Below are 23,404 nucleotides of genomic sequence, written 5' to 3'. Positions count from 1 at the left end.
ACGAGATGGGATTCCCACCCTCCATAAAGTCGACAGTGGACTTGTGCGGAGCGCCGTAGCGGTGTCAGCCCTCCGTGATGTAAGACCGACTTCGGCGGTCTGTCCAGGTATCGACGACGATGGCCACCCTGGAGATGCCGAAGCCGGCGGCGAGCGGGGCCATGTCCTCGGCCTTGCGGAACCAGACGAGCACCATCAGAGCCTGGTAGAAGCAGATCAACACCCGGGTGCCACGGCGGGTACCGCAGGCCCGATGCTGTGCGTACAGCAGGCCCGCGAGGTGCTGGAAGAGTTCCCTCGGAACGTCCACCATGGCGCGATAGGCAATCACGTGGAGCCCGTCTCGAAGACGTGTTTCGACCGTCACAAGTGGCGGACGCCATAGCCGGCTTGTCTGGGCTCAACGCCCCACCAGCAGGGAAGCCCTGCCCGGCGAAAGTACGTGCGAGAATTTAGCATTCAAGGAGGACAGAGTCTTCGCCGATCAAATTAACCTACTCAGGCCTTCGCGAAACGGTCAATTCACCTGCCATCAAGAACCCTGACGCCTTGCCAGGACGGGACCGTGTGCGTACACTGTCGACACAGCCGACGGGGGTCGCTTCATTGTCCACTACTCAAGGAATGAACGAAGGCTAACAGCCGTCTCGACAGTTGAAACGTCGAGACGATGCAATGTCTCACCTGACCTCCGTCAGCGGATCAACGGTTCTCGCTGTGGAGGTAAAGTGGCAAAGTTCTCGTCAGGCAAGAGGCCCCTCACGGCCCTTGCGGCAGCCTTAACTGCAGCTTCCATGTTGGCCGTGCCCGCCCCTGCGCAGGCTGGCACCTGCTCCACTCCCGGCTGCGGCGGAGAGGCAACCAACGCAAGCACGCGCGGCATCATGATCACCAATAACTGGTGCGCCGAAGCGGGCACCATCACCTACACCGGCGAGTTCTTGCCGACGGCCTGCGTTCCGGTGGCGAACCGACAGAACGGATACACTTTCCCCGCTTCCTTCACTCTCCAGCCAGGACGCCGCTCGAACGAGTACCCCAAGTATTACGACACCGACGGGATTCGCCTCCCTGCGAACTGCATCACCGACGTGGTCATCGACGGCAACGGCGTTCGCTACGACAGGCAAGGCATAAGCACTCACCAATGGCGTAAATTCAGCAACAGCCAGACATGGGTCGTCACCGGAATCTACTGCTAGGCCAAACTCAATCCACCGCCAAGCCCTGGCTCTGACCAAGATATAGGTTTGGGTTAATTTGGGACGTGGAGCGGGATTCGTCGCTGACGGCGCACCCGAATGTGGACACTTTTAATGCTGCAACGGCAGTTGGTCAGGGGTGGCCGCGTCGTCGGTAGTGGCAGGTGCGGGCCTGGCGTTGGCGGCGTCGTCGCCAACGGGACCAGGCCCATACCTGTTCAGGTTCGTAACGATCAACACCCCGGCCGGGTCACCGAGATGCTCGACCACGTAGTCCCGCACATCGTCACGGACGGCGTCGACGTCCCAGTCCGCCCACCGCACCAACCGCTGCATCCCGTCCGGCGACACCTCACCGGCCTGCTCAGCCAGGGTCCACCCGTTCTTCCGGTCCACGCCCGAGACCAGCCCACACAGGTACTGCCGCGCCCGCCGACGCGGCTCCGACCGGCGGAACCGCACCCCGATCCGAGCATGGAGCCGGTCGAGTTCCGCATGCCACCGGTCGGCATCAACATCCGTCTCGACCTGACCAACGAACACGAGCAGCGCTCGACTCGCTCAGTGCCGTTGCATTACTGGACCGCCTCGAGCAGCAGCCCGGCGAGCTCGACGGGCGTGGTGATCATGCAGTCGTGGCCGGTCGGCAGTTCCCGCACCCGCTCGCCTGCCGGGACGGGACGCCGGGTGATGCCCGCCGGCCGACCGCTGACGCAGTGGATGTGCGTGCGTGGGATCGTGCGCGCGGCCGGGTTGTCCAGCCGGACCGGCTCTTGGAGGCACCGCACCGGGTGGTCCGACAGCATCGAGCGCAACCAGGCGACGTCGTCGGGATCGGTGACCCCGAACAGGCCGAGCGGCGGTGGCTGCTCCGGCATCGGCGGAACCCGCCAGCCGTCCACGGCGACGTCGATGAGCTGCTTGGTGACCGGAAGGACGTCGACTGCGGTTTCGCCGTCTTCGGGGACCATCGCGTCGAGGAACACCAGGTGCGCGATCGACTCCGGGGCCCGGTTGGCAACTCCCGATACGACCATCCCGGCGTAGCTGTGCCCGACGAGCACGACGTCGTGGAGACGCTCGTCCTCGATCAGGCCGGCGACGTCGTCGATGTGGGTGCTGAGCCCGACCTCGGGGCCCAGCAGGTGTGCCTTGTCGCCGTAGCCGGTCAGCGACGGCGCGAGCACCCGGTGCCCGGCCGACTCCAGGAGCGGGATCACCCGGTCCCAACTCCGCCCGCTGTGCCAGGCGCCGTGTACCAGCAAAAATGTGGGCATGGTCGTGCGGTTCCTCCTCGTGCCTCGGTACCCTTCGGTAACCGAGAACATCGTGATCCCCACGACGTGCCCCGGGCAATACGGCACTTTGCGGTGCCCCGGTTCTCAGGAGGTAACCATGCAGGATCCGTGCCAGGCCCGCGAAGTCCTCGGGATCGTCGGGGACAAGTGGGCGCTGCTGATCGTGCGTACGCTCAAGGACGGGCCGCGGCGCTTCACCGAGCTCAAGCGGGCCATCGACGGCATCAGCCAGCGCATGCTCACCGTGACGCTGCGCGACCTCGAGCGCGACGGGATCCTGACGCGCACGGTCCGCAACGTCATGCCGCCGCACGTCAGCTACGAGCTGACCACGATGGGCCGGACCCTGCGCGAGGCCACCGCGCCGCTGCTCGAGTGGAGCATTACGCACCTGCCGCACATCGACGCCGCCCGTGCGGCGTACGACAACCGCTAGTCTGCGCCTCGGATTCGTTGACCATGTTCAGTCTGAGCCACATGCCGAAGACCGGAGGGCCGGAGGCCGTGTTGACGTTGACCGACGAGGAACGGGAGGTGTAGGCGTCCCCTCACAACGGAGCGACCGAGCGGCGTTGGCCGACATGAGCCTGGTGTGCGCCGCCAACGATCCCGTGGCGGGACCTGCCGCAGCGTTACGGGCCGTGCAAGACCGCGCATGAACGACTGCGGATCTGGACGGCCGACGGCACCTGGGAAGGAAGGGCGACCAGATCGCCCGCCGCCAGGCGAAGGGCTCACGAGGTGGCCGTCCACCAGGCTTCGACCCGAAGGTGTACGCCGACCGCAACGTCGTCGAGCGCTGCCTCAACCAGCGCGAACAGGTCCGCGACCTGGACACCCGTTATGCCAGGCGCGTGGCCTCCTACCGATCCGAGATCATCATCGCCGTCATCGTGTTGTGGCTGCGTACCGGCGTCCAGGGCACGCCCTGGTCCATCTGGCTCTGCGCGGCTCACAGCAGCGTGGTCAGCACACCTCCGTCGACGCGCATGGCCGATCCGTTGATCGCGGAGGCGAGGGGACTGGCGAGGAAGGTCACCGTGTTCGCGATCTCTTCCGGTTCGATGAACCGCCCCAGCAGGGAAGTCTCGTTGGCGCCGATGACCGCCGCCTTCATCTGCTCCTCGGGGACGGACTGCGCGTCGGCCAGCGCCCTGACCGTCCCGGCGACGCCGTCGGAGTACGTCGGGCCGCCCAGCACCGAGTTGACGGTCACCGCGGTGCCCTTCGTGAGCTTCGCCAGTCCGTTGCCCACCGAGAGCATCGCCGTCTTGGAGGTGCCGTAGTGGATCATGTTGGCGGGGATGTTGACGCCCGATTCGCTGCTGACGAAGACGATCCGTCCCCAGCCCTGCTCCAGCATCGTCGGCAGGAGCCGCCGGGCGAGCCGGACGCCGCTGAGCACGTTGACCTCGAAATAGCGCCGCCAGTCGTCGTCGGAGATCAGCTCGAAGGGCTTGAGCTCGAAGAGCCCGACGTTGTTGACCAGGATGTCGACGCTCGGGATCTGCTCGCACAGCCGGTCCACGTCGGCGGTGACCGCGAAGTCGGCGGGCAGGCCGGTGACGGACACGCCGGGCACCTCGCCGCGCAACGTTGCCACGGCCTTGTCCAGCTTCACCGCATTGCGGCCGTTGAGGATCACGTCGCAGCCCTCGGCGGCCAGGGCCCTGGCCGCCGCGTAGCCGATGCCCTGACTCGATCCGCTGATGAACGCGGTCTTGCCCTTGATCTGCAGGTCCATGTGTTCTGTTCTCCTCGGGAATGGGCCGCCGGCCGGAGCCGGGACCTCGTCACCCCGCCGGATCTCGGCAGCGGCAGGTTCGATGGTGTCAGCGGCCGATGAGCAGGCGATGAGCGAACAGAGCAGGACGGGTTCCCGAGGCGGCCCCCACACCTGCTCGGCACCTGACCACGCGCGATCCGGCCAGGCCCCTGCCACGATCCCGGCCTTCGGCCGTGTTCAGGGCCGGTACCGGGCGATCATGGTCTCCACCGCTTCCGCCACGGCCCGCTCGATCGCGGAGGGTTCGGGCGCCCAGTCGGTGAGCAGGAGGGTGGGCCAGAAGACGAAGTTGGAGATCATGCCGAGGAACTGGGTCGCCGCGAGGGTGGGGTCCTCGACCTTCGCGGAGCCGGCGACGTGTGCGGCGGCCAGGTATCGGCTGACCGACTCGAAGTAGGGCAACTTTCCCTGGCTGAACTGGGCTTCACCGAGTTCGGGGAAGCGCGGCAGCTCGGCGATGACGATGCGGAACAGCGCGGTCATTCCGGGGCGGGTGAGCAGTTCGACGTACCGGTGGCCGATCGCGGTCAGGCCGGCCCGCAGGTCCTCGGCGGACGGGTCCGGGCCGCCGGAGTCCTCGGCCCCCCAGGATTCGGTCACGATGGCGTCGAAGAGTGCCGCCTTCGTGGGGAACTGCTTGAAGAGGGTCGCCTTCGAGACCCCCGCCGCCTCCGCGATCCTGGCGAGCGAGGTGCTGTCGTAGCCGGACGCCAGGAACAGGCCGGTGGCGGCCTTGAGGATGGCCGCCCGCTTCTCTGCTGCCACGCGTCGGTGGTACGCCGAGGGTTCGGTGCTCATGGGTTCCAGTATGCCCGATCGCGAGGTGAGTCACTTGACTCACCTTTGCTCGGGCCGGTAGCGTCCGATGGTGAGGTGAGTCGGTCAGCTCACTTAACTAATCCTCTCTGAAGGGGTGCACATGACACGCTTCACCCACCAGACCGCCCTGATCACCGGCGGCACCGGCGGACTCGGCGAGAGCCACGTACGGGCCTACCACGCCGAAGGCGCGAAGGTCGTCATCGGCAGCACGGCGGGTGGTCTGAGCAGGGCCACGCAGCTCGCTACGGAACTGGGCGAACGCGCCCTCGCGGTCCGCCTCGATGTCACCAGCGAGGACGACTGGGCCGCTGCGGTCACCGCCACCGAGCAGGCCTTCGGCACGCTGACGATCCTGGTCAACAACGCGGGCGTGCAGAACCCCGCCACCACGATCGAAGCCACCGACCAGGCCCGCTGGGACCGCGCCTTCGCGATCAACGTGACCGGCCAGTTCCTCGGTATCAAGACCGTCACCCCGGCGATGCGGCGCGCCGGCGGCGGTTCCATCGTCAACATCGGATCGACCATGGGGTACGGGGGAACCGCACTCTACGCCTCGTACGTCGCCAGCAAGTGGGCGGTCAGGGGCCTGACGCTGAGCGCCGCCCTCGAGTTGGGCCGCGACAACATCCGGGTGAACGCCATTCACCCCGGCGTCATCTCGACCAGGCTGATCCACGAACCGGCCGCACCCGGCGAGCGGCCCATCTCGGACTTCTACGACCCAGCGCCGTTCGCGATCCCCCGACTCGGCGCCCCGGCGGACGTGAGCGCGGCACTGCTCTACCTGACCTCACCGGAGGCATCGTTCGCGACCGGCACCGAGCTGGTGCTCGACGGCGGCCTGCTGCTCGGCCCGGCGCTGCCGGCGGGTGTCGCCGAAGCCGCCTGACCTTCCCGACCCCGCTGCGGGTCGCCTCGGAGAGGCCACCGCGCCAGGCGAAGTCCAGCCGTAGGTACCCGGGCCGGTGGTAGGAGCCGGACTGCGACACGGTCGGCCGAGGAGCTGCCGCGGCACGCGACGGCTCGACCGCCGCCGGTCGGCGACGATCGCAGCTACCCCACCCCCTACCGGCGTACCACGTCAAGGTCGCTACCCCGGTGTGATGCCCCACCCCACACCGCTTCCCTACCTTCTCCTCGTCACCACGGACGAGACAGAGGGAGACGGATGGATGCGCCGCTTCGGGACGTTGCTGACCACCGCGGTAGTGACCACCCTGGTGATCGGCGGCACGCCCGGCACCGCCTCGGCGACCAGCCGGAGCGCGCCGGACGGTCCGCTCCCGGGCACCGCCGCCTGGCTGGCCGACCGCTCACTGGGCAGGCAGCTACCGGACCCGGCCACGGCCAGCCCGCCGGAGGTGGCGGCCTTCTTCGCCGGCCTCACCAACGCTGAGCGGCACCGGCTCGTCGAGGACCACCCCACCGTGGTGGGCAACCTCGACGGCACCCCCGTGGAGCTCCGGTACGAGGCCAACGCCGCCGCCGGCGACCAGGTGCTGGCGTACGATCCGCGTGGCCGTGGGCTGATCACGCAGGTCGTGGGTGACCTGCGGCGCGCCGCCCACGTGGCGGTGGTCGTCCCCGGTGCGGACGTCGACGCGGCGAGGTTCGACCGGACGGTACGACAGGCCGCCGATCTCCAGGAGGAGGCGGGCGACGACACCGCCGTCATCGCCTGGGCCGGCTACCGCACCCCCTCCGGCATCGGCCTCGATCTGGCGACGGGTCGGCTCGCCGAGAGCGGTGCCGAACGCCTCGCCCGTTTCGTCGACGGCCTGGACGCGGCCGGCCTCCCCGACCCCGTCCTCTTCTGCCACAGTTACGGCTCGGTGGTCTGCGGCCTCGCCGCCGCCGGCACCGACGCGAGCGACATCGTCGTCCTGGGCTCGCCCGGCCTGCGTGTCGACGACGCCGCCGCACTGCGCACCGGTGCGCGCGTCTGGGCGGCGAAATCCCCGCGGGACTGGATCGACCGCGTGCCCAACGTCGAGTTCCTGGGTCTGGGCCACGGCGCGGACCCCACCTCGCCCGGGTTCGGCGCGACCGTCCTGCCCGCCGACGACGTCCCCGCGCACGACGCGTACTTCACTCCCGGCACCACCACCCTGACCGCCTTCGCGGAGATCGCGGGTGGAGGCCGGCGATGAGGGTTCTCACGGCCTCCGCGACGCTCGCCGCCGCGATCGACGCCCGGACCCCCGCCCACCGCGACCGCGCCGTCGACGGGCTGCGCGCGCTGGCGCTCCTGGCCGTCCCGACCGGCCACTGGCTGGTCGGGGGTTTCACCCTCGACGCCGGCGGGGGACTGCACAACGCCAGCCCGCTGGCCACGGTCGGGGCGCTCGCCCCGGCGAGCTGGATCCTCCAGATGCTGGGCATCTTCTTCCTGGTCGGCGGCTACTCCTCGTACCTCTCCTACCAGCGCCGCGCGGGCTCGGCCCGCGAGTGGACCGCCGGCCGGCTGCGGCGCCTGGGCCGTCCGGTCCTCGGGGTCACCGCCGGGTGGGCGCTGCTGCTCCCGATCCTGTACTACGGCTTCGGCTTTCCCACCGTCACGCTGCACACCGCGTCGACCCTGGTCGTCCAGCCCCTGTGGTTCGTCGGCGTCTACGCGGTGATCACCGCCCTCACGCCGTACTGCGTCGGCGCCTCCCGGCGGCTGGGCTTCTGGGCCGCCGCCCCGCTGCTCGGCTCCGTCGCGGTGGTCGACTTCCTGCGGTACGGGCCGTACGCGGACACGGTGCCGCCCTGGCTGGGCCTGCTGAACCTGCTCACCGGCTGGATGTTCGCCTATCAGGTGGGGGTGTCCTGGGCGGACAAGCGGCTCAGTCGCCGCCAGGCGTGGCTGCTGCTGGCGGGTGGCGCGGTCCTGTTCGCCACGCTGCTGCTCGCCTTCCGGTACCCGGTGTCGATGGTGGGCGTGCCCGGCGCGGTCCGTACCAACTCCCATCCGCCGTCCCTGCTGGTCCTGGCGCTCGCGGCCGCCCAGTCCGGTGCGGCGGTCCTGCTGCGCGACAGGCTGGCGCGCCTGCTGAGCCGCCCCACCCTGTGGGCCCCGGTGGTGATCATCAACCTGCTGGCGATGACGATCCTGTGCTGGCACCAGAGCGCGATGCTCGCCGTCGCGCTCCCCGCCTCGTCCGTCGGCGAGATCGCCGGTCTGACCGCAGCGCCGGACACGGCCGGATGGGTGCTGGCGCGGCTGGCCTGGATGCCGCTCTTCGCGGGGCTGCTCGTGGCGATCGCGAAGGTCGCCCGGCCCCTGGACGCCCCGTGGGAGCGTACCGGCGTGGCCCGCCGCGTGGCGGTGGGCGTGCTGGCGGCCGGCTTCGGCTACTTCGCGTTGGCGGCGTGAGCGATGGAGCCACGCCCCACCTCCACACCATGCATCGAACAAAGGAGTACCACCATGTCCTCGGCCGTCGACACCGTTGCACCGCAGCCCGGCAGCACCCCCGCCGGAGCCCTTCCCCGCAGCTCCGGCAGCGAGTTCACGCCGCTGTTGCGCGCCGTCAAGGAACGGGGACTACTCAAGCGGCGCACCGGCTGGTACGCCCGCACCATCGTGACCAACGCCCTCGGCCTGGCCGCCGTCGTCACCGGGATGGCCCTCGTCGGCGGCTCGTGGTGGGTCCTGGTGCTGGCCCCCGTCCTCGCCGTCCTGTCCGCCCGCACGGCGTTCATCGGCCACGACGCCGGGCACGCCCAGATCAGCGAGCACCGCGCCGTCAACCGCCGCATCGGGCTCATCCACGGCAACCTGCTGCTCGGCATGAGCTACTCGTGGTGGAACGACAAGCACAACCGCCATCACGCCAACCCCAACCACATCGACAAGGATCCCGACGTCGCCGCCGACATCCTGGTCCTCACCAGCGAGCAGGCCGCCACGCGCACGGGCCTGCGCGGCTGGCTCACCCGCCACCAGGCCTGGCTGTTCTTCCCCCTCACCCTCCTGGAGGGGATCGCCCTGAAGGTGTCCGGACTCCGGTACCTGCGCCGCCAGACCGGCCGTGAGCGGCTGGTGGAGGGCGCGCTCCTGGTCGCCCACGCCGCCGGCTACGTCACCCTGCTCCTGGCCACCCTGCCGCTGACCCACGCGCTCGTCTTCGCCGCGATCCACCAGGCCCTCTTCGGGCTGCACCTGGGGATGGCCTTCGCACCCAACCACAAGGGGATGGAGATGCCCGACCCCGACGGCGAGAAGTGGGGGCACCTGCGGCGGCAGGTCCTGACCTCCCGCAACGTCAGGGGCGGGGTGCTCACCGACTGGTTCCTCGGCGGGCTCAACTACCAGATCGAGCACCACCTGTTCCCCGGCATGCCCCGCCCTCATCTGCGGCTCGCCCAGCCCCTGGTCCGGGCCCACTGCCGGGACCTCGGCATCCCGTACGCGGAGACCGGTCTCATCGACTCCTACCGCCAGGGCCTGCGACACCTGCACACGGTGGGAGAACCGCTGCGCGCCGACCGTACGCCGACGCCCCGCTCCTAGGGTGGTGACCATGACCGCAGCGCAGGAGGACCAGCCGCGGGCGCTCCTGGCGGATGCCTCCCGTCGGTGGGTACGGCTGCTGCCGTGGGGGGTGGCGCTCGTGCTCTGCGTCGTCCTGCTGCCCACCACCATCGGGGTGCTCAGCGCCACCTACGGACTCGGCGGCGGCATCGCGAGCGCACTGGCCGTCGCGCAGACGGCGCCGCTGCTGCTCGCCGTCGTCCGCCCGCTGCAGGCCTGGTACGTGATCTTCGTCGCCGACGTGGCGGGGGCGCTCGTCCTGCTCGGTGTCGGCTTCGACGCGGGACTCCCGTGGCCGTTCCCGCCCATGGAGATCGTCGGGTACGTCGGCCTCTGCCTCGCCCTCGGCCTGCGCGAGCAGCGCCGGACGCTGCTGCGGGTGTGGCTGGCGACGACGGGCGTGGGCGTCGTCCTGGCGTTCGTCGCGCCCGACGGGACGAGCGGCAACGGCGTCCTGCTCACCATTCTCGGCGGGGTGGCCCTGCTGGTCGCCGGTGCGCTCCGTGAGTGGCACGAGGTGCGGCGCAGACTGGTCGTGCAGGAGACGATCAGCGAGGCCGAGCGGGGTCGGCGGACGCTGCTGGAGGAACGCACCCGCATCGCGCGTGAGCTGCACGACGTGGTGGCGCACCACATGTCCGTCATCACGGTGCAGGCGGGCACCGCGGAGTACCGTCTCGACGGGCTGACGCCGCAGGCGAAGGAGGAGTTCACCTCCATCGCAGCGACCGCGCGTGAGTCGCTCGGCGAGATGCGCCGGCTCCTCGGCGTGTTGCGCAGCGAGGAGGCGCACGGCGAGCTCGTGCCCCAGCCGGGCCTGAAGCAGGTCGGGCACCTGGTGGAGGCGACAGCGAGGGCCGGCGGAGCGGTGGAGTTCACCCCCTGCGACGCCGACGTTCCCGAGGCGGTGGGCCTCTCGGCGTACCGTATCGTCCAGGAGGCGCTCGCGAACGTCGTGCGGCACGCGCGGGGTGCCTCGACCCTGGTGTCGCTGTCCCTGTCCGAGGACGGGGAGCAGCTCACCGTCCTGGTCGTCAACGGCGCGCCGCCGGTGCCGCCCACCGTGCCGCTGGAGGTGAACGGCACCGGACACGGCCTGGTCGGCATGCGGGAGCGGGTACGGCTCCTCGGCGGCAGCCTCGACGCGGGGCCGCTGCCGGACGGCGGCTTCCGGGTGGCCGCCCGGCTTCCCCTGATGGAGAGGGACGGCACGTGACGACGCGGGTCATCATCGTCGACGACCAGGCCATGGTGCGGGCCGGTTTCGCCGCGCTGCTCGGCGCCCAGAGCGACATCGACGTGGTGGGCGAGGCCGCCAACGGTGCGCAGGGCGTCGCGCTGAGCCGCCGTACCCGCCCCGACGTCGTGCTGATGGACGTCCGCATGCCCGAGATGGACGGCCTGGAGGCTGCCCGCCAGCTGCTCACGCCGTCACCCGGTGTGGCGCACCGGCCGCGCGTCCTGATGCTCACCACGTTCGACGTCGACGACTACGTGTACGAAGCACTCCGGGCGGGCGCGAGCGGCTTCCTGCTGAAGGACGCCCCGCCGGCCGACCTCATCGCGGCGGTACGCGTCGTGGCCTCGGGTGACGCGCTTCTCGCTCCCTCCGTGACGCGCCGTCTCATCGCGGACTTCGCCAGGCAGCGTCCCGTCGCGAGGGGCAGGCCCGCGCTGCGGCTCAAGGGTCTGACGGAACGCGAGACCGAGGTCCTCACCCTGGTCGCCCGGGGCCGCTCCAACGCGGAGATCGCGGGCACGCTGGTCCTGGCCGAACAGACGGTGAAGACCCACGTGAGCCGGGTCCTCACCAAGCTCGACCTGCGCGACCGGGCCCAGGCGGTCGTCTTCGCCTACGAAGCGGGCCTGGTGACCCCGGGCGAATAGCACCGCCCCCACGCCAGGCCCCGGACCTGGCTTCGCCGCCTCCGCGCCCGCTGGGAGATCCGTGGCGGCATCGACGGAGCCTTGCGCGCCCTCGCCTGCGCCAGCAGATGATGGCGCAGACCCCACACACGGAGGGTCAGGAGTTGTCAGCCGACGTGGTGCTCGCCCGTCGAATCGGTGACCGTCACCGGCGTGCCCACACTGCGCAGGAGGGCGAGCGTGCCGGGATCGCCGCCGTAGACGAGCAGGTGCTGGCCGGTCGTTTCGGAAACGGTGAAGCTGTGGTGGGTGAGCGCGATCCGGCCGATCGCCGGGTGGTGGAAGGTCTTGTCGCCGGGCGGTTTGCCGGCCACCGTGTGCGAGTCCCAGAGGCGGGCGAAGCCGGCGCTGCGGTGGTAGACGTCGTCGACGAGCGCCTGGACGCGGGGGCGCGCGTCGGCGCGGCCCCACGCGCGCCGCAGCATGGCGACGTTGCCGGCTGCGATCGTGTCCCACTCGGTGAAGAAGCGCGGTCCTGCGGGATCGAGGAAGATCATCCGGGTGAAGTTGGTGGGGCGGGTGAATCCGGCGTGCAGCGCCGTGCCGAGCGCGTTGGCCGTGAGGATGTCCTGGGCGTCGTCGTAGACGAAGGCTGGCGTGGTCTCCCACTGGTCCAGCAGTCGCCGCAGCGCGGGCGAGACCGGTCTGCCGGGCGCGGTGGCGCTGTCGAGGACACCGGCGCCGGCGAGCCGGTGCAGGTGTGTCTGTTCCTCGCTGGTCAGCCGCAGCACCCGGCTGAGCGCGCCGAGGAGTTGCGTGGACGGGTGTCGTTCCCGGCCCTGTTCCAGCCGTTTGTAGTAGTCGACGCTGACGCCGGCCAGGGCCGCGACCTCCTCGCGTCGCAGGCCCTCGATCCGCCGCCGGCCCCGGGGCAGCCCGGCGTCCTCGGGGTCGACCCGGGCGCGGCGGGCGCGCAGGTACGTGCCGAACTCCGTCTCGGTCTCGCCCATCCCGCGAGGGTAATCCGGAAACGATCAGGTTGCGGGGGTGTGCGGCACCCCCGCGAACCGCGGCCTCCACGACCGGCCCGCCGCGACCCTAGCGTCGAGATCGTGCCCCCGGACCGGCGGCGCGAGTGCACCGGATGCACGGATATGACGAGCAGAGGGAGATCGGCATGTCGTACACGGCCGTCGAGGAGCGCAACCTCGACATCGTGCGGACCGCCCTGCGCGGAGCGGCGAGCGACTTCACCAGGTTCTTCGACGAGATCTTCGCCGACGACGTGGAGTGGACGATCGCCGGGCACGGTCCGGTGGCCCGCACGTACCAGGGGATGAAGGATCTCTACGACAACGCGGAGGCGGCGCTCTACCAGCGGCTGGCCGAGCCGCTGGCCGTCACGCCGCACGGCTCCTGGGCCGACGGGGACGAGGTGATCGTGCGGATCAGGAGTGCGAGCCGCGCGATCGACGGCGAGCCCTACCGCAATGAGTACCTCTATGTCCTGACGATGGCGGATGGGAAGGTCGTCTCCGGCATCGAGTGGCTTGATTTGCACGCCTACTACGGGATCGTGGAGCGCGTGCACCGGTGAGCCGGTGCCGTGACCTGAGACCGGCGTCCGGGACACGGTACCTCGGCTCAGCCGCCTGACGCCGTCCACGGGACGCCGGGGCCTGCTACCTGGGTGCGGACGAGTGGCCGACCGGCACCTCGGCCCTCGACGGCCGCCGCAAGCTGGTGGCGGGTCGGGAGTTCGGCGAGTCGCAGTCGGGGGTGGCCGTCGTCGCCTGAGGCGACTCGCCCAACGCGAATCCCTCACGTTGACGGGTTGTCGTCAAGCAGCGCACCCCGATCTCGCTTGTCAACGCCGGACACTGTGCGGGCGGGTGCAGATCCGCGACCGCGCCGACGAAGCGGGCCCGGCACACTACGCTCGGCGACCACCCCTCGCGGCGTCGTGATCCTGGCCGGCGGCCTGTTCCTCGGCTACCTGGTGGCCCGGTCCCGGCACCGTCCCTGACACCGGTCAGCTGCCGAGCAGACGGCGGATCTCCGGGGCCGCGGGGTGCGCCGGCGCGACGGCGAGGAACCGGCGCAGCGTCGCCGACGCGACGGTGGGACGGGTGATGCGCTGGGCCAGACCCAGGACCAGCAGCCCGTCCGGTGACTCGGGCGCGTGGTCGAGGACCTGCCCCGCCGCCTGCTCGGCTCCGGCGGCGTCCGCCGCGCGCAGCAGGGCGAAGGCCAGACGCAGCCGCACCCCGTCGTCGGGGCGGTCCCTTAGCGCCTCCCGGTACATCTGCGCGGCGGCGTCGTAGCGCTGCTGGCCCTCCAGGTCGTACGCGAGCTTGAGCGCCACCGCCGTCGGGTCGGTGCGGGGAGTGACGGTCGGCGGGGCGAGGCGGTCGGCGGCCACCGCCACGGCCACCACCAGTGCGACCAGCCCGGCTGCGGCGAGCCACCAGACGGGCCGGCGCGACCGTCGCCGGGTCGGGCGGTCCGCCGGGCTGACCCGCGCCGGACGACGGGCCCGCATCGTCCGCGCGGCGGCGGCACCGGCACCGAGCAGCGCCAGTGCGGGCACCACCCACAGCAGCAGCCCCGGGCCCCGCGCGGGCGGCTGGGCCAGCACCTCCTCGCCGTAGCGCGCCACGAACCACCGGCGGATCTCGTCAGGGCTGCGGCCCTGCGCCGTCTGGTCGGCGATCACCTGCCGCATCGACACGGCGATGGGGGACCGGGAGTCGACCAACGACTCACCCTGGCAGGCGGGGCAGCGCAGGCCGGCGGCGACTGCGGCGACCGGGTCCGCCCGGCCGGCCGGCACGGCCGAACGGAACAGCCCGGCGGCTGCCGCCGCGAGCAGCGCCACCAGCGTCAGTGCCACGCCGGCGCGCCGGATCACGCCGCCGCCAACAGGGGTGACAACCGGTCCCGCAGCCACTGCCGGGTGACCACGCCGGGCTGGTGCGCGACGACCTGTCCGTCGCGGTCGACAAGGAAGGTCTCCGGTACGCCGCGGACGCCCCAGTCGACGGCCCGGGAACCGTCCGGGTCGGGCAGCACGGTGAGCGCGTCCGCCCGGGTCCGCTCCAGCAGGTCCCGCACCGCGTCCGGCCCGTCGCGCAGGTTGAGCCCGACCACCCGCAGCCCCTGTGGTGACCCCTGCCGGGCGGTCTCGGCCAGCAACGGCAGTTCGTCCCGGCAGGGACCGCACCAGGATGCGAAGACGTTCACCAGCACGACCTGCCCGCGTAGCGTCGCCAGGTCGAACTGGGCACCGTCGAGCGTGGTGCCGGCCAGCGCCGGCGCCGCCCACGCGGGTCGCTGCCCGGCGTCGGTCGGGCCGGCGAGGCGCTCGGTGGACAGGACGACCCCGAGGGCGACGGCGAGCAGCAGGACCGCCGCCGGGACCGGCCGGATCCGCCACCACCAGGGCCGTCGGGCACCACAGCTCATGGCGACGCCCCGGCCGCCACCGGAACACGCCGCCCGGTGGGGTGCGGTCGTCGTACCCGCCGTGCCCGCACCGTGTCGGAGAGGGCGAGCAGGCCTGCGGCCGTGCCGACCGCGCCGCCGGCCCAGATGAGGCCGACGAGCGGGTTCACCGCCAGGCGTACGCTCGCGCTGCCGCCGTCGGCCGCCACGGCGAGCAGGGTGAGATAGACGTCGCGGCGGGTCCCGGCGTCGATCGCCGGAACGGTCACGGCCATGTCCCGGGCGGGGTCGTACCGCAGCACCGGCGCGGCGAGGTGACTGTGCCCGCCGGACGACACGACCAGCCGGGCCCGTACCGTCATCCTGCCGCCGGGCGCGGCACGCTGCACCGACTCCAGCCGTGCGGCCACGTCGCCCACCCGGATCGTCTCGCCCACCCGCAGGGTCCGCTCGTCCACCCGTGCGTAGGTCGCGGACGCGGCGACGCCCACGGCGAGCAGGGCGAGGCCGGCGTGCCCCAGCGTGGCGGCCCGACGCCGGGACCGGCGGAGTCCTGCGGTCGTCGGAACGCCGGGGGCGGTGAGGAGACCGGTGAGGACGAAGGCCGCCGCTCCGAACGCGGTGAGCGCGGCTGCACCGGGCCGGCTGAGCAGGCCGACGGCGGCCACGGTGGCCAGCGCCGCCGCGCCGGGCAGGGCGAGCCGGCGCAGCACGCCGGCCCGGTCCCGGACCCGTAGCGCGGGCGGCAGCCCGGCCAGCAGCAGCACCACCACGGCCAACGGCACGGCGGTGCGGTGGTAGTAGCCCGGCCCGACGCTCGCCCGGGTGCCGGTGACCGGCTCGGCGATCAGCGGCAGCACGGTGCCGATCAGCACCACCGCGGCGACGGTGACCAGCAGGACGGTGTTGACCAGCACGGCGGTGGGCCGGGACCACAGGGGGACCCCCGGCCGGGCGGGTGGGGGCTGGCGGGGGCCGGTGAGCACGGTGGTGGCCAGCACGGCGAGCAGTACGAAGCCGAGCAGCAGCGGCCCCAGCGGGGACTCGGTGAAGGCGTGGACGCTGGCCACGGCGCCGGAGCGGGTCAAAAACGTGCCCAGCAGCACCAGCAGGAAACCGGCACAGGCCAGGACGCTGTTCCACCGCTCGCGGCCCCGGCCGCCGCCCAGGCTGGTGTGCAGGAGGGCGGTGGTGGTCAACCACGGCAGCAGGGAGGCGTTCTCCACCGGGTCCCACGCCCAGTAGCCGCCCCAGCCGAGGACCGCGTACGACCACCAGGCCCCGAGGACGATGCCGGCGGTGAGCGTGGTCCAGGCCACGAGCGCCCAGGGCCGGGCCAGCCGCAGCCAGTCCCGGCCGTCCGGGCCGGCCAGCGGGGCCGCCAGGGCCAGCGCGAACGGCACCACCATGCCGAGGTATCCCGCGTACAGCAGGGGTGGGTGGACGCCCATCGCCGCGTGCTCCTGCAACAGCGGATTGGGGCCCGGCCCGTCGGGCGGGACCGGGTGCACGGCCCGGAACGGGTTGGCGGCGAAGGTGGAGAGCGCGAAGAAGAACGTGGTGACAACGCTGATGACCACCATCGCGCAGGCGCGCAACCGGTCGGGCCGCCCGCGCGCGAACAGGGCGCCGTACCCGGCAAGGACAAGGAGCCACAGCAGCAGCGATCCGTCCATGGCCGACCACAGGCTGGTCACGGCGTAGTAGAGGGGCACATGCCGGCCGCCGTTCTCGGCCACGAACCGCACGCTGAAGTCGTGGCCGAGCAGCGCCGCCTCCAGTACCGCGCATGCCGTGACGGCGGCGAGCAGCGCGCCGACCGACGCCAGCCGGGCCGGCCGGGCCGGCGCTCCCGCCAGCGCCACCCGCAGCCAGAGCAACGCGGCGAGAGGCGCGGCGAGCAGGCCGGCGACGAGGCCGGCGGTACCGAGGTCACCGAGCATCGGCGGGCTCCGCAGGGGGTGGGGCGGGACGGTACTCGTTGCCGTGCCGCACCACCACGTGCTCGGCGTCGAACACCCCATCGACGCCGAGCCGTCCCTCGACGACCGCGTCCTCTCCCTCACGGAACGTCTCCGGCGGCATCCCGCTCTGCCGCACGGCCACCTCGTGCCCCGAGTCGGCGAGCCGGAACAGCACCACCTCGCCGTCCCGTCGCACCGACCCCGGGACGACCTCGCCGCCCAGGCGGACCCGCTCGCGTGCGGCGTCCGGGTCGGCGAGCACCTCCCCGGGTGTCCGGTAGTAGGTGAGGGTGTCGCGCAGCGCGCCGGTGACCAGCAACGCGCCGCCGGCGAGCAGCACCGCCACCAGGGCCAGGCGGCCGGGGCGCCGGATCACCGTACGAGGTCCGGGCGGCGTGCGGGCCGGCGTGCGGTGGTGGTGCGGGCGGCGTCGGCCTGCCGTCGCAGCCGTACCACCCGGTCTGCCAGCACCCAGGTCGCGGCGACGCTGACCGCGGCGACCGCCAGCAGCAGCGCCAGTGCCATCCGCGGGTCGATCGGTGGTCGTTCCGGGGCCAGCACGGTGGCCTGCTGGTGCAGTGAGCGCCACCAGAGCACGGAGAAGTGCACCACGGGGACGAGCAGGAAACCACCGATGCCGAGTACGGCGACCGGCCGGGTCACCCGGATGTCGCCGTGCGCCGGCGGACCGGCCCGTTCGGCGAGCGCCCGGCGCAGGGCCAGGGCGGCGGCGTAAACCAGGAACAGCAGCGCGGTCCCGACCAGCCGTGGGTCCCAGGCCCACCAGGTGCCCCAGACCAGGTGCCCCCAGAGCGCGCCGGTGGCGAGTGTGAGGGCGGTGAGCACGACGCCGATCTCGGTGGCGGCCCGCGCGATCCGGTCCCACCGGGCGTCGCCGCGCACCAGGTGGGCGCCGCTGGCCACGAGCACGACGGCGAACGCCAGGTAGGCCACCCAGGCGGCTGGTACGTGCAGGTACATGAGCCGCTGCGCCGGTCCCTGCAGGGCGTCGGTCGGGGCCAGCAGGCCGCCGGCGAGGCCGGCAGCCGCGGCGAGGCCGGCAGCGGCCCAGGCGGTGGTGCGCCGGGCGGCGGCACCGTGGGGGGAGTCTGCGGTCAGCTCCACGGTAGAGGTTCGCATCATCGTCCCGTCGACGGTCGCCTGCTGCTTGCCGAGTGGTGAATCTATCGGACTTCAAGTACTAAAACTGCTATTCGCCCCGAAAGGTCCATAACGCCGTTCTTGTTACTAAGATCCGCTCTTGGTGGACACGCGATCTGGACCAGGGACGCCCACCCGGCATCTTGCCGGGGTGGCGATGCTGGGTGGCGTGCTGGCGCTGACCGGCTGCGCCGGCGGAGCGCCCTCCGCCCTCGACCCGGCCGGCACGGGCGCGGGCCGGGTCGCCGACCTGTGGTGGGTACTGTTCTGGATCTCCATGGCGGTGTTCGCCGAGGTCATGGTGCTGCTGGTCTGGGCGCTGGTGTTCCGCCGCCGACGCGACGCCCGAGTCCGGCACGGCCAGCCACTGCGATTCGTCGCGATCGCCGGCGCCGGCATACCCCTGGTGATCCTGGTGACGGTCTACGCGCTGGGACTGCGCGACCTCGTGGCGTTGGGCGACGGGCCGGGACCCGAGGCGACCACCATCGAGGTGACCGGCCACAGGTGGTGGTGGGAGGTGCGGGTGCCCGGTGTCGCCGGCGCCACCGCCAACGAACTGCACATCCCCGTCGGAGAGAAGGTCCGGATCCGGCTCAGGACCGCCGACGTGCTGCACAGCTTCTGGGTACCGCAACTGATGCCGAAGACCGACCTGATCGCCGGCGAGGTCCGCGAGACCTGGCTGCAGACCGACCGGGCCGGCACCTACCGGGGCCAGTGCGCCGAGTACTGCGGCACCCAGCACGCCCACATGGCGTTCCTCGTGGTCGCCGAGCCCCGCCGTGAGTTCGACGCCTGGCTCTCCCAGCTCGGGTCACCCGCCGCCCGGCCCCAGACGGACGCGCAGCGGCGCGGGCAGGAAGCGTTCGAGCAGGGTAGCTGCGCCGGCTGCCACACGATCCGGGGCACCGGGGCCGACGGGCGGATCGGCCCGGACCTGTCCGACGTCGGCTCACGGTGGAGCATCGGCGCCGGAGCGGTGTCCAACGACGGCGGCCATCTCGGCGGCTGGATCGCGAACTCGCAGACGGTCAAGCCGGGCAACTTCATGCCGCCGCAACCGGTCGACGCACAGCGGCTACCAGACCTCATCGCGTACCTGCAGTCGCTGACGTGAGCGGAGGGGAGGGAACAATGTCCACGACCGCCGCACCGGCCCCCGGCGCGAGCCGGGGGGACCTGGCCCGGCTGGAACGGCACTGGGGCGAGACCCCCTCGGTGCGCTCCTGGCTCACCACCGTGGACCACAAGAGGATCGGCCGTCGCTACCTGGTCACCGCAGGACTGTTCTTCGCCCTCGCCGGGCTGAGCGCGCTGGCGATGCGCACCCAACTCGCCCGCCCGGAAGCCGGAATGCTCTCCCCCGAGGAGTACAACCAGCTGTTCACCATGCACGGCACCACCATGATCTTCCTGTTCGCCACCCCGATGCTGTTCGGCTTCGGCAACGTCCTCGTCCCGCTGATGATCGGGTCGCGGGACATGGCCTTCCCCAAGCTGAACGCGCTGGGCTACTGGGTGTTCCTGTTCTCCGGCCTGTTCATGTGGGCGAGCCTGCCCTTCGGGGCCGCACCCAACAACGGTTGGTTCGCCTACGTGCCGCTGAGCGACGAGCAGCACAACCCCGGGCTGCACATGGACGTCTACAGCCTGGGACTGCTCTTCCTCGGCGTCGCCACCACCGCAGGGTCGATCAACTTCATCGTCACGGCGCTCAAGCTGCGGGCCCCGGGCATGTCACTGAACCGGGTACCGCTGTTCGTCTGGGCGATCGTCGCCACCGGCTTCATGGTGATCTTCGCGCTGCCCGCCCTGAACGTCGACAACGCCATGCTCTTCCTCGACCGCCGCTTCGGCACCCACTTCTTCGACCCGGAGGCCGGCGGGAACGTGCTGCTCTGGCAGCACCTGTTCTGGATCTTCGGGCATCCCGACGTCTACATCATCGTGATGCCGGCGCTGGGCATCGTCTCGGCGGTGCTGCCGGCGTTCACCCGACGCGGGGTGGTCGGCTACCCACTCGTGGTGCTGGCCATCGTGTCGATCTCGATCATCTCGTTCGGCGTCTGGGTGCACCACATGTTCGCCACCGGGCTGCCCCAACTCTCCTACAGCTTCTTCAGCGCGGCCAGCACCATCATCACCATCCCGTCCGGGATCCAGATCTTCGCCTGGCTGGCCACGATGATGCTGGGCCGCCTGGTCCTCCGGGTGCCGCTGCTGTTCGTCATCGGGTTCATCGTGACCTTCGTGCTCGGCGGCCTCACCGGCGCCATGTTCGCGCTGACCGCGTTCGACCAGCAGGTCACCGACTCCTACTTCGTCGTCGCCCACTTCCACTACGTCCTCATCGGGGGAGCGGTCTTCCCGATGCTCGCCGGCATCTACTTCTGGCTCCCGAAGATCACCGGGCGGATGTACCACGAAGGGCTCGGCCGGTGGGCGTTCTGGCTCGTGTTCGTGGGCATGCACGTCACCTTCTTCCCGATGCACCTCTACGGCCTGTTCGGCATGCCCCGACGGGTCTACACCTACCGCAGCGAGGCGGGCTGGGACGGCTGGAACCTGGTCAGCACCGTCGGCTCGTACGTGCTGGCACTCGGGCTGCTGCTGGTCCTGGTCGGCGTGGTGCACGCGATCCGACGAGGCCGGCCGGCACCGCCGGACCCCTGGGGCGGCGACACCCTGGACTGGTCCACCGACTCGCCGCCGAAGCCGTACAACTTCCCCGTCCTCCCCCGGGTGCGCAGTCTGCACCCGAACTGGGACGGACCGAGCCGGGAGTCGATGGCCACCGGCGCCGAGCCGGACCGCGTCCTCGCCGACGGTCGGCGGACGCTGCGTACCAGCGAGCTCGACGGCCGGCGGGAGCGGGCGGTGGAGATGCCGGAACCGTCCTTCCAACCCCTGGTACTCGCCCTGGCGATGCTGACCTTCTTCACCGCGCTGCTGCTCGCCTGGTACCCGGTGGCCGCCGGGGCCGCCGCGACGGTCGCCGTCACCCTGGCGGTGTGGCTGTGGCCGCCGCGCCGCCCCGACACGGAGGTCGGGGTGAGCGCATGAGCGGCAGCATGACGGCGGCCACCGGCACCGAGGCCCTCACCACCGAGATGCCGGTCGGCAGGTCGACCGGCTGGTGGGGCATGGTGATGTTCGTCGCCACCGAGGCCACCCTCTTCGCCTGCCTCCTCGGCAGCTACTTCTACCTGCGCTTCCAGTACGGCCCCACGTGGCCGCCACCCGGAATCACCGAACCCACGCTGCTGCGCCCGCTGGTGATGACCGCCGTGCTGCTGCCCAGCAGCCTCCCGGTGATCTGGGCCGAGCACGGCATCCGCAGGGGCGAACGCTGGCGGCTGCGCGCCGGGCTCGCGACCACCCTGGTGCTCGGGGCGACGTTCCTCGCCCTGCAGGCCAGCGAGTACACCGAGAAACTGCGCGAGTTCACCATGACCACCAACGCCTACGGCTCGCTGTTCTACGTCATCACGGGCTTCCACGGCCTGCACGTCCTGATCGGACTGACCATGATCAGCTGGCTGCTCGCCGCGTCCCTGCGCGGGGGCAGCTTCGGGTCGCACCGACACGACCGCGTCCGCAACGTCGCCATCTACTGGCACTTCGTCGACGTCGTCTGGGCAGCCATCCTGTTCACCATCTACCTCTCGCCGAGGCTGTGATGAGCACCCATCCCGACCCCCGCGCCCGCCTCGCCGGCGGCCTGCTGTTCTGGTACGCCGTGCTCGGCGGCGCCATCGCCTGGGCGCTGCACCTGCTGACCGGCTGGGGGATCGACGAGCTTGCCTGCGCCGCCGGATCCGAGGCCGTCGGTCCCGTCCCGCTGCGCACCGCCCTCAGCGCCACGGTGGTGCTGCCGGCGCTGGCCACCGTCGGTGCGCTGCTGGCCGCCACGCTGCTCTGGCGACGCACCACCCACGTCGTGACCGACGGCGAAGACCGGCCAGTGGGACGCAGCCGCCTGCTCGCCCTCGTGGGCATCTGGTCCAACCTGCTGTTCCTGACCATCATCGTGCTGGGCGGCATCGCCCTGCTGGTGCTGCCACCATGTCAGCGCTGACCGCCGCCGCCGGCACCGACGACATGGCCGGCGGGCTCCTCGCCATGCTGCTGGGCGTCGCCCTGGCGCTGCTCGCCGCCGGATACGGCCGAGGCGTGCACGAGCTGTGGGCGCGACGCGGCGTCGGGGACGTCCTTCCCGGCTGGCGGGTGACCGCCTTCGGGGCCGGACTACTCACCGTCCTGGCGGCCCAGAGCGGACCGCTCACCGCGCTGGCCGAGCGCGGACTCGCCGGGCACATGACGCAGCACATGCTGCTCCTGCTCGTCGCGGGGCCGCTGCTCGCCGCCGGCGCCGCCGGTCTGCCACTGACCCTGGCCTGCCCCCGGACGGCCCGCCGCCGGGTGGCCCGCCTGCGCGCCGCCGCAGCGGGCCGGTGGCTGCGCCGGCCCGTCGTGGTCGCGCTCGTCGCCGGCGGCGGCCAGACCGTCGTGCTCTGGTTCTGGCACCTGCCGGTGCCGTACGCGGCGGCCGAGCGGAATCCCGTGCTGCACGTGCTGGAGCACGCCTGCTTCGTCGCGTCAGCCTGGCTGCTGTGGGCGCCGCTGCTCGGCGCGGCCCGGCAACGGGTGCCCGCGCCGGCCGGGATGCTGCTGCTGATCGCCACCATGCTGCCGGCGACCGCGCTGGGCGCGGTGCTCACGTTCGCCCCCCGGCCGATCTATCCGCCCGAGGTCCTCGGCGCCGACCCGTTGACCGACCAACAGCTCGCCGGGCTGCTGATGTGGGCCCCGATGGACGTGGTGGCACTGGTCGTCACGCTCGTGCTGTTCCTGCGCTGGCTCCTGAGCCTGCAACGGCAGCGCCCGGAGCGGGTGACCTCGCCGGAGACCGGGGCCCGGCTGGCCGCCACCGAGGGAGTGGTGTCATGAACCGCGGCCTCCGCGCGCCGCTGGCCCTGCTGCTGACGCTGCCGTCCCTGCTGGCCGCACCCGGTTGCGCCCGCACCGATCCGCCCCCACCACCACAGGTCCGCAACGGGCAACCGGCCCGCGGGGCGGAGCTGATCGCCCGGTACGGCTGCGGCTCCTGCCACACCATCCCTGGCATCGACCGGGCCGAGGGCCTGGTGGGCCCACCGCTGACCCGCTTCGGAGCCCGCTCCTACGTGGCCGGCGAGCTGGTGAACAACGCCGACAACCTGCAGCGCTGGATCACCGACCCGCAGGCCGTGGAGCCGGGCACCGCCATGCCCAACCTGGGGGTCAGCCCGCTCGACGCCCAGGACATCGCCGCCTACCTGCACACCCTGGAGTGA

At 71.7% G+C, this 23,404-nt stretch carries 25 protein-coding genes and 2 pseudogenes; 16 read left to right on the top strand and 11 right to left on the bottom strand.

Annotated features, from left to right (window positions below; genetic code table 11):
- Window positions 1–64: 64 nt before the first annotated feature.
- Complete coding sequence (locus tag AWW66_RS01820) at window positions 65–331, bottom strand: hypothetical protein (protein WP_245647826.1); 267 nt, start codon at window positions 329–331, stop codon at window positions 65–67.
- A 397-nt stretch (window positions 332–728) separates the two neighbouring features.
- Here AWW66_RS01820 and AWW66_RS01815 point away from each other — a divergent pair, with 397 nt between their 5' ends.
- The gene (locus tag AWW66_RS01815) at window positions 729–1,202 is read left to right on the top strand and encodes a hypothetical protein (RefSeq protein WP_157527077.1); all 474 of its coding nucleotides are present in this window, start codon (window positions 729–731) and stop codon (window positions 1,200–1,202) included.
- Between the two features lie 228 nt (window positions 1,203–1,430).
- On the opposite strand, the pseudogene AWW66_RS01810 reads toward AWW66_RS01815, so the two are convergent.
- Together AWW66_RS01810 and AWW66_RS01805 are read right to left on the bottom strand one after the other, a co-directional pair.
- Window positions 1,431–1,745, bottom strand: a pseudogene (locus AWW66_RS01810) (transposase); the annotation flags it as partial.
- Between the two features lie 32 nt (window positions 1,746–1,777).
- On the bottom strand, window positions 1,778–2,479 hold the full coding sequence (locus AWW66_RS01805; protein ID WP_083978148.1) for an alpha/beta fold hydrolase: 702 nt from the start codon (window positions 2,477–2,479) through the stop codon (window positions 1,778–1,780).
- Window positions 2,480–2,597: 118 nt separating this feature from the next.
- Here AWW66_RS01805 and AWW66_RS01800 point away from each other — a divergent pair, with 118 nt between their 5' ends.
- Both AWW66_RS01800 and AWW66_RS36290 read left to right on the top strand, forming a co-directional pair.
- Window positions 2,598–2,936 carry a winged helix-turn-helix transcriptional regulator gene (locus tag AWW66_RS01800; RefSeq protein ID WP_067359535.1) on the top strand — a complete coding sequence of 113 codons (339 nt, stop codon included), beginning with the start codon at window positions 2,598–2,600 and terminating at the stop codon, window positions 2,934–2,936.
- 173 nt (window positions 2,937–3,109) lie between these two features.
- Window positions 3,110–3,196 (top strand): annotated as a pseudogene (locus tag AWW66_RS36290) (transposase); the annotation flags it as partial.
- Window positions 3,197–3,452: 256 nt separating this feature from the next.
- Here AWW66_RS36290 and AWW66_RS01795 read toward each other — a convergent pair.
- The gene (locus AWW66_RS01795) at window positions 3,453–4,244 is read right to left on the bottom strand and encodes an SDR family NAD(P)-dependent oxidoreductase (RefSeq protein ID WP_067359534.1); all 792 of its coding nucleotides are present in this window, start codon (window positions 4,242–4,244) and stop codon (window positions 3,453–3,455) included.
- A 219-nt stretch (window positions 4,245–4,463) separates the two neighbouring features.
- Window positions 4,464–5,084, bottom strand: a complete 621-nt coding sequence (locus AWW66_RS01790) for a TetR/AcrR family transcriptional regulator (protein WP_067359533.1) — start codon at window positions 5,082–5,084, stop codon at window positions 4,464–4,466.
- A 121-nt stretch (window positions 5,085–5,205) separates the two neighbouring features.
- Between AWW66_RS01790 and AWW66_RS01785 the strand changes: the two genes are divergently transcribed.
- The 6 genes from AWW66_RS01785 (at window position 5,206) to AWW66_RS01760 (ending at window position 11,517) form a co-directional block, all read left to right on the top strand.
- Window positions 5,206–6,000 carry a glucose 1-dehydrogenase gene (locus tag AWW66_RS01785; protein WP_067359532.1) on the top strand — a complete coding sequence of 265 codons (795 nt, stop codon included), beginning with the start codon at window positions 5,206–5,208 and terminating at the stop codon, window positions 5,998–6,000.
- A 283-nt stretch (window positions 6,001–6,283) separates the two neighbouring features.
- Window positions 6,284–7,261, top strand: a complete 978-nt coding sequence (locus AWW66_RS01780; protein WP_067359531.1) for an alpha/beta hydrolase — start codon at window positions 6,284–6,286, stop codon at window positions 7,259–7,261.
- Window positions 7,258–8,469: an acyltransferase family protein gene (locus tag AWW66_RS01775; protein ID WP_067359530.1), complete on the top strand. Its 1,212-nt coding sequence runs from the start codon at window positions 7,258–7,260 to the stop codon at window positions 8,467–8,469. Before AWW66_RS01780 ends, AWW66_RS01775 begins: the two co-directional genes overlap by 4 nt.
- 54 nt (window positions 8,470–8,523) lie before the next feature.
- Window positions 8,524–9,609, top strand: a complete 1,086-nt coding sequence (locus AWW66_RS01770; protein WP_067359529.1) for a fatty acid desaturase family protein — start codon at window positions 8,524–8,526, stop codon at window positions 9,607–9,609.
- Window positions 9,610–9,619: 10 nt separating this feature from the next.
- Window positions 9,620–10,846 carry a sensor histidine kinase gene (locus AWW66_RS01765; RefSeq protein WP_067359563.1) on the top strand — a complete coding sequence of 409 codons (1,227 nt, stop codon included), beginning with the start codon at window positions 9,620–9,622 and terminating at the stop codon, window positions 10,844–10,846.
- Complete coding sequence (locus AWW66_RS01760; RefSeq protein WP_067359528.1) at window positions 10,843–11,517, top strand: response regulator; 675 nt, start codon at window positions 10,843–10,845, stop codon at window positions 11,515–11,517. Before AWW66_RS01765 ends, AWW66_RS01760 begins: the two co-directional genes overlap by 4 nt.
- 146 nt (window positions 11,518–11,663) lie before the next feature.
- Here the strand turns inward: AWW66_RS01760 and AWW66_RS01755 are convergent, their stop codons facing one another.
- The gene (locus tag AWW66_RS01755) at window positions 11,664–12,506 is read right to left on the bottom strand and encodes a helix-turn-helix domain-containing protein (protein ID WP_067359527.1); all 843 of its coding nucleotides are present in this window, start codon (window positions 12,504–12,506) and stop codon (window positions 11,664–11,666) included.
- A 167-nt stretch (window positions 12,507–12,673) separates the two neighbouring features.
- On the opposite strand from AWW66_RS01755, the gene AWW66_RS01750 reads away from it, so the two are divergent.
- Window positions 12,674–13,093 carry a nuclear transport factor 2 family protein gene (locus AWW66_RS01750; RefSeq protein WP_169807045.1) on the top strand — a complete coding sequence of 140 codons (420 nt, stop codon included), beginning with the start codon at window positions 12,674–12,676 and terminating at the stop codon, window positions 13,091–13,093.
- Window positions 13,094–13,528: 435 nt separating this feature from the next.
- On the opposite strand, the gene AWW66_RS33320 is transcribed toward AWW66_RS01750, so the two are convergent.
- Genes AWW66_RS33320 through ccsA form a run of 5 tightly spaced genes read right to left on the bottom strand, consistent with a single transcriptional unit; the run spans window position 13,529 to window position 18,047 of the window.
- Window positions 13,529–14,389 carry a cytochrome c-type biogenesis protein CcmH gene (locus tag AWW66_RS33320; protein ID WP_169807044.1) on the bottom strand — a complete coding sequence of 287 codons (861 nt, stop codon included), beginning with the start codon at window positions 14,387–14,389 and terminating at the stop codon, window positions 13,529–13,531.
- A 14-nt stretch (window positions 14,390–14,403) separates the two neighbouring features.
- Window positions 14,404–14,961, bottom strand: a complete 558-nt coding sequence (locus AWW66_RS01740; RefSeq protein ID WP_067359524.1) for a TlpA family protein disulfide reductase — start codon at window positions 14,959–14,961, stop codon at window positions 14,404–14,406.
- A complete protein-coding gene (locus tag AWW66_RS01735; protein WP_067359523.1) occupies window positions 14,958–16,883 on the bottom strand; it encodes a heme lyase CcmF/NrfE family subunit in 1,926 nt (641 codons plus the stop codon). Before AWW66_RS01735 ends, AWW66_RS01740 begins: the two co-directional genes overlap by 4 nt.
- Window positions 16,873–17,280 (bottom strand): cytochrome c maturation protein CcmE, encoded by a 408-nt coding sequence (locus tag AWW66_RS34185; protein WP_067359522.1) that lies wholly within the window; start codon window positions 17,278–17,280, stop codon window positions 16,873–16,875. The genes AWW66_RS01735 and AWW66_RS34185 overlap by 11 nt, the downstream gene beginning before the upstream one ends.
- The gene (ccsA, locus tag AWW66_RS01725) at window positions 17,277–18,047 is read right to left on the bottom strand and encodes a cytochrome c biogenesis protein CcsA (RefSeq protein ID WP_083978146.1); all 771 of its coding nucleotides are present in this window, start codon (window positions 18,045–18,047) and stop codon (window positions 17,277–17,279) included. Before ccsA ends, AWW66_RS34185 begins: the two co-directional genes overlap by 4 nt.
- A gap of 175 nt (window positions 18,048–18,222) precedes the next feature.
- Between ccsA and coxB the strand changes: the two genes are divergently transcribed.
- Genes coxB through AWW66_RS01695 form a run of 6 tightly spaced genes read left to right on the top strand, consistent with a single transcriptional unit; the run spans window position 18,223 to window position 23,404 of the window.
- Window positions 18,223–19,185 carry a cytochrome c oxidase subunit II gene (coxB, locus tag AWW66_RS01720; protein ID WP_067359562.1) on the top strand — a complete coding sequence of 321 codons (963 nt, stop codon included), beginning with the start codon at window positions 18,223–18,225 and terminating at the stop codon, window positions 19,183–19,185.
- Window positions 19,186–19,202: 17 nt separating this feature from the next.
- Window positions 19,203–21,131 carry a cytochrome c oxidase subunit I gene (gene ctaD, locus AWW66_RS01715; RefSeq protein ID WP_067359520.1) on the top strand — a complete coding sequence of 643 codons (1,929 nt, stop codon included), beginning with the start codon at window positions 19,203–19,205 and terminating at the stop codon, window positions 21,129–21,131.
- A complete protein-coding gene (locus tag AWW66_RS01710) occupies window positions 21,128–21,748 on the top strand; it encodes a cytochrome c oxidase subunit 3 (RefSeq protein WP_083978144.1) in 621 nt (206 codons plus the stop codon). The genes ctaD and AWW66_RS01710 overlap by 4 nt, the downstream gene beginning before the upstream one ends.
- The gene (locus AWW66_RS01705) at window positions 21,748–22,146 is read left to right on the top strand and encodes a hypothetical protein (protein ID WP_067359519.1); all 399 of its coding nucleotides are present in this window, start codon (window positions 21,748–21,750) and stop codon (window positions 22,144–22,146) included. Before AWW66_RS01710 ends, AWW66_RS01705 begins: the two co-directional genes overlap by 1 nt.
- Window positions 22,134–23,018, top strand: a complete 885-nt coding sequence (locus tag AWW66_RS01700; RefSeq protein ID WP_067359518.1) for a cytochrome c oxidase assembly protein — start codon at window positions 22,134–22,136, stop codon at window positions 23,016–23,018. Before AWW66_RS01705 ends, AWW66_RS01700 begins: the two co-directional genes overlap by 13 nt.
- Window positions 23,015–23,404: a c-type cytochrome gene (locus tag AWW66_RS01695; RefSeq protein WP_067359517.1), complete on the top strand. Its 390-nt coding sequence runs from the start codon at window positions 23,015–23,017 to the stop codon at window positions 23,402–23,404. Before AWW66_RS01700 ends, AWW66_RS01695 begins: the two co-directional genes overlap by 4 nt.

It is taken from the genome of Micromonospora rosaria (assembly GCF_001567585.1).
In the GTDB taxonomy this organism is placed as follows: Bacteria; Actinomycetota; Actinomycetes; order Mycobacteriales; family Micromonosporaceae; genus Micromonospora; species Micromonospora rosaria.
This window is presented reverse-complemented; position numbering and strand designations above follow the sequence as displayed.